Origin of the sequence: Psychrobacter sp. NPDC078409, assembly GCF_050268505.1 — a bacterium.
In the GTDB taxonomy this organism is placed as follows: domain Bacteria; phylum Pseudomonadota; class Gammaproteobacteria; order Pseudomonadales; family Moraxellaceae; genus Psychrobacter.
This window is the reverse complement of sequence record NZ_JBNNGW010000001.1, coordinates 134166-147989: the sequence shown is the minus strand read 5'-3', so window position 1 is coordinate 147989 and position 13824 is coordinate 134166. Positions and strand designations below refer to the sequence as shown.

The following is a 13824-nucleotide window of genomic DNA, read 5'->3' as shown; positions in this document are numbered from 1 at the left end:
TGTAATGAAATTATTTTAACCATCAAAAAAGGATTTTATGATGAAAAAAACTTTTCTATGTAGTATGGCATTGGCCACTTTATTTAGTGTTGCTGGTTGCTCTCAATCAAACGACACTAACAATAATGGTGTTAATGTGGACTCTCAAGATATCACTACATTGCGTCTTTCGCATTTATGGCCAACTACAGGCGCAGCCCATCAAGATATTTTTGTGCCATGGGCAAAAAAGATTGAAGAAGAATCAAATGGCAGACTAAAAATTGAAATTTATCCTTCGTCAACCCTTAGTAAAACCGATGCTACCTATGATGCAACTTCTAAAGGTACAGTAGATATTGGGGCGACACTTCAAGGTTATACAAATGGCCGTTTTCCATTGACGCAAATCGCAGAACTCCCTGGTCTCTCTAACTCAGCGACACAAACGAACTGTATGTTACAAACGTTGTATGATGACGGGGCAATTTCTAGTGAATATGAAGATACACACCTGTTATTTATGATGGGCTCGAGTCCTGGAGGGCTTCATACAGTTGATACACCTATCAATAAACCAAGTGATTTAAGAGGTTTACGTGTTCGTCGCCCTTCCGCTATCGCTGGAGATATTATAGAAGCGGCAGGGGGAACACCTGTTGGTTTACCTGCTACAGATCTTTATACTTCTCTACAGCGCGGCGTTTTAGATGGCTTAAGCTTGCCATGGGACGCTATGGGTTCGTTTAAACTGATTGAGCTTTCCCATACCCATACAAACATGCCTTTTTATAGCTCTGCTCTTGTGGTGACAATGAACAAAGATAAGTATGACAGTCTTACTGACGATCTAAAAAAAGTCATCGATGACAATTCTGGTATGGAAATGGCCAAAGTTGCTGGTAAGGCAATTGATGCAGAGGCAGCCAAGTATATGGCTGAAGCCAAAGCGAGAGGTGATGTGATGATAGACATCCCTGATCCATTGAATGATCCTGAATGGAAAGGTGCATTAGAAGCGGGTACGCAAAAGTATTTAAAAGATACGGAAGCGCTTGGATTAGATGCAGATACAGTTTATCGAAAAGCTAAAGAAGCTAGTGCTGCTTGTAAAGTTTGATTCATCCTGGATCCTTAAAATTTAAAAATAACGAGAACTGTTTTTTTGTTTATAAAAATATTGAGGCGACCCTAGATGACTAATTTAGAATTTTTTACCCACTACTCCAATGGAAGTATTGTGGACGTTGGTCAATGTGATTTCAGTTGAATAGATAGACCTGCGCTTGCAAGACAGAATGATTGGATGCATTAAAAAGTATTCTCTGAGAAGATATTACACATATTTTCAAAAGAGCTGCCGACCTTATGAATGTTTATTAACCATTTATTCGTCTCTTCACTAAAAAGCATTTTTTCTACTGGGTAGTTATCTCTATTGACGCTCTCCTGCCATTTGAGCTGTCGCAAATTTTGCGGCAGCTGGTTTCGCGATATATAAAAATTATCGCTATAACTGCTAATGAACTACCTAATCATCATCGGTAGTCTCAGTAAAATACTCACTGCTATTTTTAGTATCTCTACACCTAATTATCTAGCGCTGATAGAACTTAGTCTTTTAGTATGGTGATGCAAATTTGAACCCTAAAATAAAGTATTCTAAATTTGCACAGAACAGTACTATGACCCTGATTTTTATATTCTGTGCGAGTACAGGAGCACGTTTTTTGTAGAAAATATACTCAAACCCTTGCCGAATCACTCATGGACACCATAATCGCATTTAATTATGTATCGAAATAGTTGGTAGAAATGCCGTGTAACCCTTTCAGCGCATGGCCTACTCGTTATTTGGTCACTATGCTATAATTATCCCCAAGGTTCACTTGGGAATAATTTAGTGTTAAAACCATTATTCTATAAGGATTTACTAATAATATTAACGAATACCAGTGTCCATGACAGTGTCCAATACTCCTATGTTTTTCTACAGAATAGACTTTTTATAAGTCATCAATCATAAACCTATCATTAACCTTAATTATCATATGACGGATATACATTATGGCTATCGATACTGCAAACGATATCAATAAGCTCGAATGCCGCGACAAAGATTATTCTGTCAGCGTCTCGGGCGTGGCTGGCTTAAGTCTTCGTATTTATCCAAATGGCAAAAAGGAATACTACTTACGTTATTCCCATCCGCATATCGAGGGCAAACGTCCTAGGATGATGTTGGGTAAGATTGAGGATGTCAGTCTCCATGAGGTTAAGTATAAAGCAGACACCATTCTTGATATGGTCGCAAAAGGCTTTGACCCTAAAGCTATTCAGCAAAAAGAACAAACCAATAAATATACTCACCTAAAAAATGCACCATTTTCTGACATTGCTCAAGCATGGCGAGAACACAAAACATCGGGGCGCAATCAAAGTAAATCTAAAAAACCGTCATACAGTGAGTCAACCCTCAAGTTCTGGGATTTATGTCTAGGATATATGTGCCAAGAAATTGGTGATTTAAGAATGGACGATATCACCAGCGAGATGATACTGAGTGTGTGTGAGTCGATTCAGAATAATGATAATCAAGCGACTTTCGTTGGTGCAAGCACTCGTCTGTATACTGAAAAAGTGTTTTCATTCGCTGTTGCTCGAGGGTTGTGCGATAGAAATGTGGCAATTGATACCCGTGGTGAGCTTGCACCTGCTAACTCAGGTAATCACTTGCCAGCCATCACCAAACCAGATCAATTTGCGACGCTTCTAAAAGATATGTCTGATTTTAGAGGTGCAAGTAAGATCACATTAGAGGCAGTGAACTTATTACCTTACGTGTTTGTACGTAGTATCGATCTGCGCTCGATGCGTTGGGATGATATCGATTGGGATAATAATACATGGGCATTCTCCCCGACTAAAGGCGAAGGTCGTGATGACATGGTCTCGCACTTAGTTGTCCCTTTAGCCACACAAGTAGTTGCACGTTTAAGAAACATTCAGTCAATTACAGGGCATAAAGAGCATGTATTTGCGTCGATGCGCGGTTCAAGCAATGCTTATATCAGTAAAGCGACGTTGGTACAGATATTCCACCGGCTTGGATACAAAGATGTGCAGTGTGCGCATGGATTTCGAGCATCCGCTAAAACTTTGCTCATGGAACAGCCTGAGCTACGCTATTCTGACATCGTCACAGAGTTACAGCTAGGCCATCGAATCAAAGACACACATGGTGGGGCTTACAACAGACTTGATGAAATCGATACTAGGGTACAGATGATGCAAGATTGGGCAGATTATATAGATAACCTTCGGAGTCGTTAGTCGGAGTCGTTAGAGAACTATTTTAGAGTCAAAAACCATATTTTTTTGTACTTATTTATGCTTCTTTAAAATGTATTTTACGGAAGTTCATAGGAGACATGCCAGTAAACTGCTTAAACTGTCGACTAAAGGCACTATGATCACCATATCCACAGTTTAAAGAGACCTGAGTTACTGTTAGCTTATGATTCGCTAGTAGTCGAATGGCATGCTCTAAGCGCATTTTTTGTACAAACTGAATGGGTGACATATTGAGCACTGCTTTGAAGGTACGCTCCAATTGCGATTGACTAAGATTTGCCAATTTCGCCAATTGACCAATATTAATTTTTTGATCAAGATTGTCTCGTACGTATTGATCTACGCTTGCCAATCGAGCGTGCTTACGTAATATCCGCTCGTTATCTTCATCAATATCTACTGATATACCTACCATCGCTACGATATGATTTTCTACATCATAGACGGGGATTTTTTGCGTGATACACCATCCCAGCTGTCCTGATGCATAACTATGAAGTTCTAGTTTATCAATAATCTCCCTGCCTTCCCTTAACACTCTCAGATCCTGATTGAGATAATCCTTGCCTTGAGACTTCAAAAACACTTGCTCTGTAGTCAGTCCTATTAGTGCTTTTTTGTTTTTGAGCCCGCTACGTTTAATGAGCGTTTTACTGACTAATCGATAGCATGCTTGGTCATCTTTAACAAAAAACACCACATTTTTCATAGTATCAAACAAAGGCATCAATAATGATATATTGCCAACAAACTCATCTAAATTGGCTGGTTGATAAGCCTGTAGGTGTTTTGACAGTTGTTTTGTAGGTGTTTCTAATACTAACGGCCGCATCGGTATATTCCCATATAGCATCTCAAGCTTGTCGTTGAGCTTTTCAGGTATTTTAGGGTGCTACACAATATTTATACTCCTAAATACCTTTATAACCTGTGCAGAAATGCGCATTTATTCATATAAAAACATCAAGACTGCTTTTCTGAAAAACGTCATTCTATATTTACGCCTTGTTCATTTATGAATAACGCTAACAGTATATTAACTCACGGATGAATCAGGTAGGCAGTCATGTTTGATACGCTTTTTACTCTTAAGATTATTGATTCGCATACTGGCGGTGAACCTACTCGTATGGTATATGCAGGATTTCCTGAGCTTAGTGGACAAACTATTCAAGAAAAACTTCAAGACTTCAGACAGAATTTCGATCATTTGCGTCAAAGCATTATTTTAGAACCTCGTGGTAATGATGTGCTTGTCGGAGCGCTTTTGTGCCCGCCTTCTGATCCTCGTGCCACGGCTGGCGTGATCTTCTTTAATAATCATGGCTATTTAGGTATGTGTGGCCATGGCACTATCGGCGTTATTGCATCTCTAGCTTATCAACAAAAGATAACCGCTGGTGATCACTATCTAGAAACAAGCGTAGGCCTAGTTAAAGCAACCTTACATGATGATGGTAGTTGTAGCGTCCAGAATGTCCCTTCTTATCGCTACCAAAAACAAGTAGAAGTTCAAGTACCTGATATCGGTCCTATCTATGGAGATATCGCTTGGGGTGGTAATTGGTTTTTCTTAGTCAACGATCATAAGCAAGCTATTGAAGCCAATAATGTTGAGGCGCTTACTCAATTTAGCATACAGATTAAGGAGGCACTTCATAGGTCTGGAATTATGGGTGCTAACAATGGCGAAATTGATCATATAGAACTGTTTGGCAAGAGCGATCTCGCCGGCACTAACAGCAAAAACTTCGTATTATGCCCTGGATCTGCCTACGATCGCTCTCCTTGTGGCACTGGAACCAGTGCCAAATTGGCTTGCTTAGCCGCAGACAATGTACTCGCACCTGGTGAGACTTGGTATCAGCAAAGCATCATTGGCAGTGTCTTTAGTGCCAGCTATCAGCCTATTGATGTGCTTAGTAAGCATAGCCCTCTTCATAACCACCATATCAATACTATTACCCCCACGATCCGAGGGTACGCCTACGTATGTGCAGAGATCTCTCTCATCGTTCAAGACAGCGATCCGTTCAAATGGGGTATTTCTTTATAAATACCAGTTTATATGGCTTCTAGGAAGTAACCAATCACTGCTCAGCAAGGTCAGAAAAGCGAGACTCTCATGGACACACAAGTGTTTGATATACATATCATTGGTGGTGGCATTATCGGACTATGTGCTGCGGTTACCCTACAGTCTCGTGGGGTAAAAGTTGCAATCTTGGAAGCCGATAAAATTGCTCGCGGTGCAACTTATGGCAACGCAGGTCACATTGCCACTGAACAGGTTTTCCCTATTGCTGATGCCAGTATCTTACGACATGTTCCTGCCATGCTACTCAACCCTGAAGGGCCTCTGCGGATAGATTGGCGCTACCTTCCACGCTTAGCACCATGGGCATTTAAGTTATTACTTAACATGCGTACCGAACCATTTGCACGCAGTCACCAAGCGCTTTTGGCATTAAATGCACAGAGTCTTCAAGCTTGGCAAAATTTTGCCAAAGAATGGCAGTTACATTCTTGGATACAAATACAAGGGTCTGTCTTAACCGCAGAGACGCCCAACAGTCTAAAAATTCTGACTGAACACGGTCAACGCTTAAACAGTTTAGGGGTTTCTAACAACCTACTCTCACAGTCAGCACTGACAGATCTTGAGCCTGCATTAAAAGACAATCAACTGGGTGCTTTGTTTTTTCCAGAGACAGGTCATATCACCAATATAGAAGCCATTACCCATAAATTAAGCACTATTTTTAGATCGCTTGGTGGTCAAATTTATGAAAATTGCCGTGTCCTTAGCGCGGAAGTAATAACTGATGGTATTCGTCTGACGACAACACAAAAGCAGCTTCATGCCAGCAAAGTTATGCTCGCAGCAGGGGCGCATTCTAAAGCCTTAGCAAAACAGCTAACAGGCATCTCAGTACCAATGGATACAGAGCGTGGCTATCACCTGATGCTTCCTAACGAAAGTCAGCGTCTCAACATCCCTATTTCTAGCATGGATCGCCGCTTTATTATGACACCAATGGAAAAAGGACTGCGCTTGGCTGGCACTGTTGAGTATGCAGGACTTGAGGCGCCAGCAAACATGAACCGTGCGAATATGCTGTTGAAACAAGCTCAAGCAATGCTAAACACCCCACTAGATAGTGACAGCAATACGCAATGGATGGGGTTCAGGCCCTCTACAGCAGACTCGCTACCCATCATAGATAGACGTAATTCAGTCTTTTTAAACTTTGGTCATCAGCATCTAGGTCTGACCCAAGCTGTCGTAAGCGCACAGATGATCGCAGCTTTGTATTTTGGCGATACTGCCATGGTAGATCCTACTGCCTATCGTCTAAATCGCTTCAAACGTAAGTCTTTTAAATAATAATCGAACATTTCATCTCTATGACAACTCATAGAACCAACAACGTCGCTAACAGCTCATGGCTTACTAACGGCTTTTACTTCCAAATAAGGATATTTATATGAACATTCATGGCGTTTTAGTCCCTATCGTTACTCCTTTCGATGTTAATGGCGATATCGATACTCAAAAGTTAACCGAACTGGTCAATATATTCATAGAAAAAGGCGTTACTGGAATCGTAGCTTGCGGTACAACGGGTGAATATTACACGTTCTCGCCTGCAGAGCGTGAACTGGTTTTGACCACTATCGCTGACGCTGCCAAAGGCAAAGTCACTCTGATTGCAGGTATCAACAGTTTATCGACCAATCATTCTATCGAACTTGCTCACCAAGCCAAAAACTTGGGCTACGACGGCTTAATGTTATCAGCCAATCCGTATAGCCTACCAGACCAAGACGGTATTATTGCGCATTTTGAAACCGTCGCTGATGCCACTGACCTACCTATCATTATGTACAATTTTCCAGCACGCGTCGGTGTAAGCATTGAGTTTGAAACCGTCGCGCATTTATCCAAACATCCCAATATTGTAGGTGTCAAAGAAAGCAGCGGCGATTTTAGCCATGCATTACGTATGCTACAGGCTGATTTTGAAAACTTTGAAGTGGTTTGTGGTTGTGACGACCAACCAGTAGATTTCTTCTTTTGGGGTGCTAAGAGCTGGATCGCTGGTGCGGCTAACGTATTTCCAGCAGAACAAGTCGCATTGTTTGCAGCCACACAAAAAGGCGATTGGAACCGTGCTAAAGAGCTGATGACAGCCATGTATCCTGCTATCCACTCTATGGAGTCTGGAAACTATAACCAAAAAGCCAAAGCAGGCTGCATTAACGGGAGCATCAATGTTGGGTCAGTACGACTACCTTTGACTGATATGTCAAAAGAAGAGACTCAGTCATTTTTAGCACTTCTGTCTTGATACATCGCACCATTCTTATCGTTCCTACCATTATATAGAAAAGGACAATCTAATGAGTATGACCACAGCGCAAGTCTTTGAACTCGCCAGCAACCAACAGCTTTGGGCAGGCCATTTAATAGATACTACAGTACCAGTATCCGAGACAACACTCCCTAACTACAGCCCTATTGATAATACCTGTATAGGTAGCATTGCTAATGGGAGTCAGCAAGATGTTAATACGGCGGTAACGGCAGCCCGAGACGCTTTTGAACATGGTGAGTGGAGACGGATGTCTCCTGCAGAGCGCAAAGCTATTATGCAGCGTTGGTGTCAGTTAATGCATGATCATATGGATGAGTTAGCTGCCTTAGATTGCGTCGATGCAGGCAAGCCTATTACTGAATGCCTCAACACTGACCTGCCCGCTACGATTGAAACTTTTGAATGGTACGCCGAAACAGCTGATAAAGTTTTTGGCAAGGTTGCTCCTACTGGCGCAGATGCACTAGGCCTTGTGGTACAAGAGCCTATTGGTGTAGTGGGTGCAGTACTACCATGGAATTTCCCAGCGCAAATGTATGCATGGAAAGTTGCACCCGCATTAATAACTGGCAACTCAGTCATTGTTAAACCTGCTGAATTGACCTCGCTCTCAGCATATCGATTAACACAATTGGCGTACGAGGCTGGCGTGCCAAAAGCGGCGTTACAGTTAGTCTGTGGGCTTGGTGAAGAAGTAGGTGCGGCACTCGGTCAGCATATGGATGTTGATATGGTTTCTTTTACAGGATCAACTGAGGTCGGTCGACTGTTTCTACAGTACTCTGCACAAAGCAATCTCAAGGAAGTGGTCTTAGAGTGTGGTGGCAAAAGCCCTCAAGTCGTCTTTGCAGATGCCCTTATCAATGAACAAACCATCGAGCATATTTTATCCGCTGCCTTTTGGAATATGAGCGAAAACTGTAGCTGTGGTTCACGCCTACTTGTCCATTCTAGCCAAAAAGAAGTGTTGTTAACGCTATTAAAAGAAGGTCTTCAGTCTTGGAAGGTTGGTCATCCTTATGATCCCGAGGTCGCTATTGGCCCAATGATCGAAAAAGCGCATTTTGAGAAAGTAATATCACATCTCAATACTGCAAAAACGGAGGGTGCTCGTTTGATCGCAGGTGGACGTATCCACGATGAACTCGGTAGTGGCTGGTATATCGAGCCTACCGTCTTTGATAATGTCAGCCCAGACATGACGCTGTTTAAAGAGGAGGTCTTTGGTCCGCTTTTAGCTGTCACAAGTTTTGAAACCGAAGAGGAAGCTATTCAGCTCGCCAATCAGAGTAATTATGGGCTTGCTGCATCCTTCTATACACAAAATATCCATCGCGCATTCCGCGTGGCATCCGCTATTAAAGCTGGTACCGTCTCGATTAATGGTTTTTCTGAGGGCGATATTACGACACCTTTTGGTGGTTATAAACAATCTGGCTTCGGCGGTCGTGACAATGGCTTAGAGGCGTTGTCCCAGTATACCCAAACCAAAACTATCTGGTTGGTGAACTAAAAACTGACATTGTCCGCTATCCACGCCCAAGTCAGCATAACCAAAAACATTACAAGGAAGTAAAGTTATGGAAAATATCATCAATACTATCGTCGGGTATATTTGGAGTGACGCCTTAGTCTATCTTGCGTTAGGTGTCGGCATATATTTTACGATTATGACTCGTGCTGTACAAATCCGTTATTTCAAAGAAATGATCAGGCTGTTGTTCGACAAACAAAGTTCATCAGCAGGGATTAGCTCCTTCCAAGCTTTCTGTATGGCACTATCAGGACGTATTGGTGTAGGTAATATTGCTGGGGTGGCAACAGCCATTGCAGCAGGCGGCCCTGGAGCGGTATTTTGGATGATTGTCATGGGCGTGCTAGGCGGTGCTAGCGCTTTTATTGAGTCTACCTTAGCGCAGGTATACAAACATAAGGTCGGTGATCAATATCGTGGCGGCTCCCCGTTCTATATTGAAAGAGGATTGAAGCTAAAACCTTTTGCTATCATCGTCGCTATCGTGACCTGTCTATCTTACGGCGTGTTAGTGCCTGGTGTTCAGGCCAATACCATTGCGGACTCTTTTAATACAGCATTTAATATACCGCCTGTTGTAACAGGAATTATCCTTGTCGTACTCTTAGGTATCATTATATTTGGCGGTGTGAAGCGTATTGCTAATTTTGCAGGAAAAGTCGTACCTGTCATGGCAATTGGTTATATCCTCATGATGGTAATTGTATTGGCATTTAACGCTCAAAATATCCCTGCAATGTTTGCTCTTATCTTTAAGAGCGCTTTTGGCATGGATGCAGTGTTTGGTGGTATGGTTGGAACTGCTATCTCTTGGGGCGTACGCCGTGCTGTTTTCTCAAACGTTGCGGGTGCTGGCGAGGCGACCTTTAGCTCAGCGGCAGCCGAAGTATCACATCCTGCCAAACAAGGCTTAGTGCAAAGCTTCTCTATCTACATCGATACGGTGCTTGTCTGTACTGCAACAGCGCTAATGATTCTATCAACTGGCATGTATAACGTGGTGACCCCTAAAGGTATAACCCTAGTTGATAATATGCCTGGTGTTGAAGCTGGTACGGCATTTACCCAAGCGGCTGTATCTACTGTCTTTAACCAGTATGGAAGTGGTTTTGTTGCGATCGCTATCTTTTTATTCGCCTTCACCTGCTTGGTTGCTTATTACTATATTGCCGAAACTACGTTGGTCTATTTGGACAATAAACTGCGCTACCCTATTCTCAAACATGTACTCAAACTGGTCTTTTTAATCGTTTGTTTCACTGGTAGTGTTCAGTCAATCGGTATGATGTGGGCGTTAGGTGATATAGGGTTTGGCAGTATGTGCTACTTGAATTTCATTGCCATTTTACTGCTAAGTAAAGTTGCTCTAAAAGTTCTAAAAGACTACGACGAGCAGATGAAATTAGGTATAAACCCTGTCTTTGACCCTAGAAAGGCTGGAGTGGATAATGCGGACTTTTGGATAGAATATAGCAATGAGCATGGTCATAAAAAATCGCTCTAATAATAGTGCATTAGAGGTCTGTCAGTATCTACTAGTAAAAAAGTTGCTATCAACATCAAGCAGGCCTCACCTATTTATGTTAAATTGCAAAAAACCATAAGGATATTACGTATAAGATAACCATAGTATTGTATCCATTCATTTGATAGGAAGGTTGAAGATGACACTAGATAACAACGTACTACGTAAACGCACCAGCTTGTTGGGTTCATTATTAGGTGATGCTATTTCTCGCCAATCTGGTGAGCAGACGCTAGATACGATTGAGACGCTGCGCAAAGGCTTTATTCAACAGCGCCGTGAGCCGAATGAGGCACATAAACAGCAGCTTATCGATTTTATTGCTTCTTTGGATAATCAAACCTTAAAAAACGTCATACGCGGCTTTTCTATCTATTTTTTCTTAGCCAATCTAAGCGAAGAGAATTATTTGCGTGAGCAGCGTCATGAGCTGCGTATGCAGTCTGAGCAAAGCTGGGAAGGATCATTTCGTCGTACCTTACTTGAGTGTCGTGAACGTAATATCGAGCCTGCTCAAATGCAAGAGCTGATTGATCAGCTAAAATTTACGCCTGTATTTACGGCGCATCCTACCGAAGCGCGTCGCCGTACAACGATGAATATCTTACAAAGTCTATTCACGCATAGCGACGCCCTAAACAACGTGTCTGAAAACAGCTTCGCCTACGAGCAAGCCAAAGAACAAACGGCGCAAACGATTGATTTGTTATGGTCGTCTGATGAAGTACGTACCCGTAAGCCACTGGTATATGATGAGATTAACAATGGCTTACATTACTTTAATGCCAGTTTGTTCAATGCCATTCCTAAAGTGTATCGTAATATCAAAAAAGCCATTGTCGATATCTATCCAGAGCTTACAGACTATCCACTGCCTGCGTTTATGAGCTTTGGTTCATGGATTGGTGGCGATAGAGATGGCAATCCTTTTGTGACTTTTGAGACCACAGAACTTGCTGTATTGATGCATGCTGATACCGTGCTGCGTCACTATCAAGTGCTACTCAAAAAACTGCGCCGACAGCTGATTCATAGTGACACCATTGTCACCGTCTCACCTGACGTATATGCCAAAATCAAAAGTTATGATGAGCTCGATCAGCGTGTGTTTGACTATAACCTCGATGACTATGGCAATGAGCCATATCGTCGCCTACTCTCTATCATTCTGACTAAAGTCAAAGCAACCAATCGCCGCATCCAAAGCAAAGGCACGGATATCGAAGCTGAAAAAGATGCCTATGCCAATCCAGAAGAATTACTAGAAGACCTGCGCATTATCCGTCAAAGTGTCAATACACACGATACGGCACACAGCGATGGGTTACTGCTAGATGTCATTCGTTTGGTCAAAACTTGCGGCTTTCATTTGGCGGCGCTCGATATCCGTCAAGAGTCGTCATACCATGGCGAAGTGATTGCTGATATCTTTGCTAGTGCCTCCAACCTGCCTGATTATCAGACGCTAAGCGAAACCGAACGTCAAGAGTGGTTGACGCGCTTGCTAGAAAAACCAGGCACGCCGCTTATCTATACTGATAACCTGACAGACAAAACGCGTGAGCAATTGTCACTGATGAATTCGGTCGCCACTCTACGCAAACTGGTGGGTCAGGCTACTTTTGGTAGCTATGTTATCTCGATGACCAATAATGCTAGCCAGCTACTAGAAGTATTGCTGCTCATGCGGTTTGCAGGCTTATGCAGAATTGATGACAAAGGCCAGTTGTCTGCTGATTTGCCAGTTGCACCATTGTTTGAAACCATCGAAGATCTCAAAAATATCGATAAAATCTTGCCTGCCGTGTTAGACAATCCACTGTATCGTGGACTGCTACAGAACACGGACAACACGCAAGAGATTATGCTAGGTTATTCAGACTCATCAAAAGACGGCGGCATTATCACCTCTGCTTGGCAGCTTTATAGTGCACAGCAAACCATTAATAACATTGCTGAGCAATATGGTATAAAAACACGCTTGTTCCATGGTCGTGGCGGTTCTGTGAGCCGTGGTGGTGGATCAACGCACAAAGCCATTGCGGCACAGCCAGCAGGCACGCTGCATGGGCAGATTAAAGTGACTGAGCAAGGCGAAGTGCTCTATGCCAAGTATGCCAATACAGATACTGCCGTGTTTGAGCTGACCATGGCGATCACGGGTACACTCAAAGCCTGCTCTACAAGGTTTGTGGTACAACCAACTGAGTTGCCAGAGTATGAAGCACTGTTTACACGCCTAGCAGACGCGGGTGAACAACGTTATCGAGAGCTTACCGATTATACCGAAGGGTTTTATAAATTCTACTCTAAGGTCACCCCAGTACAAGAGATCTCGTTATTAAACATTGGCTCACGTCCTGCCCATCGCAAAAAAGGCCTACCAAGTAAAACCACATTGCGAGCGATTCCTTGGGTATTTGGCTGGTCACTGGCACGCTTTACCCTACCTGCTTGGTATGGCGTCGGTAGTGCATTAGATAGCGTCAAAAAAGACGAAGCATTGATGAAAGAGATGAACAAGCACTGGCCTTTCTTTAGCGTGTTTATCAGTAATATCGAGATGGCTTTTACCAAAGCCAATATGAATATTGCAGAGGCTTATAGCCAACTGTGTGATGATGAGCCTTTACGCGAAAAAATCATGACAGCGGTCACTGATGAACACACGCTGACCAATTCGGGTCTCAACTCTCTGCTTGAGCAAGATTCTTTATTGTCCAATCAGCAGAATCTTGCTTCATCCTTGCAGTGGCGAGACGCTTATCTAGATCCTATTAACTATATCCAGATTGAGCTGTTAAAGCGTGCCAGACAACAGGACACCCCGAACGATTCGGCACATGGCAACCTGAATGTAGAAGATCCATTAATCCGTAGTATCAATGCGCTAGCTGCAGGGTTACGAAATACTGGTTAAGGTAGCTTTTCGATAAGTAGCTTTCGGATAAACAAAAAGCTTATACCAATTGTCGCAAATATTAAGGCTTCGTTCGCGAAGCCTTAATATTATTCAAAACCCTTTGAAAATAGCTCAAAAGAGTCGTTTACGA

Annotated in this window: 9 protein-coding genes; 8 read left to right on the top strand and 1 reads right to left on the bottom strand. The window is 42.7% G+C overall.

Annotation, left to right across the window (positions count from 1 at the left end; all coding sequences use genetic code 11):
• The first annotated feature begins 40 nt into the window (after window positions 1-40).
• Both ACQKC9_RS00475 and ACQKC9_RS00470 read left to right on the top strand, forming a co-directional pair.
• Entirely contained in the window at window positions 41-1099 is a 1059-nt protein-coding gene (locus tag ACQKC9_RS00475) for a TRAP transporter substrate-binding protein (protein ID WP_427620451.1), read from the top strand.
• 947 nt (window positions 1100-2046) lie between these two features.
• Window positions 2047-3312: a tyrosine-type recombinase/integrase gene (locus ACQKC9_RS00470; protein WP_427620098.1), complete on the top strand. Its 1266-nt coding sequence runs from the start codon at window positions 2047-2049 to the stop codon at window positions 3310-3312.
• 55 nt (window positions 3313-3367) lie between these two features.
• Here the strand turns inward: ACQKC9_RS00470 and ACQKC9_RS00465 are convergent, their stop codons facing one another.
• Complete coding sequence (locus ACQKC9_RS00465; protein WP_427620097.1) at window positions 3368-4165, bottom strand: helix-turn-helix domain-containing protein; 798 nt, start codon at window positions 4163-4165, stop codon at window positions 3368-3370.
• 234 nt (window positions 4166-4399) lie between these two features.
• On the opposite strand from ACQKC9_RS00465, the gene ACQKC9_RS00460 reads away from it, so the two are divergent.
• From ACQKC9_RS00460 to ppc, 6 genes are all read left to right on the top strand, one after another.
• Window positions 4400-5389: a proline racemase family protein gene (locus tag ACQKC9_RS00460; RefSeq protein ID WP_427620096.1), complete on the top strand. Its 990-nt coding sequence runs from the start codon at window positions 4400-4402 to the stop codon at window positions 5387-5389.
• Between the two features lie 69 nt (window positions 5390-5458).
• The gene (locus ACQKC9_RS00455; protein WP_427620095.1) at window positions 5459-6721 is read left to right on the top strand and encodes an NAD(P)/FAD-dependent oxidoreductase; all 1263 of its coding nucleotides are present in this window, start codon (window positions 5459-5461) and stop codon (window positions 6719-6721) included.
• A 100-nt stretch (window positions 6722-6821) separates the two neighbouring features.
• Window positions 6822-7685, top strand: a complete 864-nt coding sequence (gene dapA, locus ACQKC9_RS00450; protein WP_427620094.1) for a 4-hydroxy-tetrahydrodipicolinate synthase — start codon at window positions 6822-6824, stop codon at window positions 7683-7685.
• A gap of 52 nt (window positions 7686-7737) precedes the next feature.
• Window positions 7738-9225: an aldehyde dehydrogenase gene (locus tag ACQKC9_RS00445; RefSeq protein ID WP_427620093.1), complete on the top strand. Its 1488-nt coding sequence runs from the start codon at window positions 7738-7740 to the stop codon at window positions 9223-9225.
• A gap of 67 nt (window positions 9226-9292) precedes the next feature.
• Window positions 9293-10750, top strand: a complete 1458-nt coding sequence (locus ACQKC9_RS00440; RefSeq protein WP_427620092.1) for an alanine/glycine:cation symporter family protein — start codon at window positions 9293-9295, stop codon at window positions 10748-10750.
• Between the two features lie 160 nt (window positions 10751-10910).
• The gene (gene ppc, locus ACQKC9_RS00435; protein WP_427620091.1) at window positions 10911-13691 is read left to right on the top strand and encodes a phosphoenolpyruvate carboxylase; all 2781 of its coding nucleotides are present in this window, start codon (window positions 10911-10913) and stop codon (window positions 13689-13691) included.
• Window positions 13692-13824: the final 133 nt, after the last annotated feature.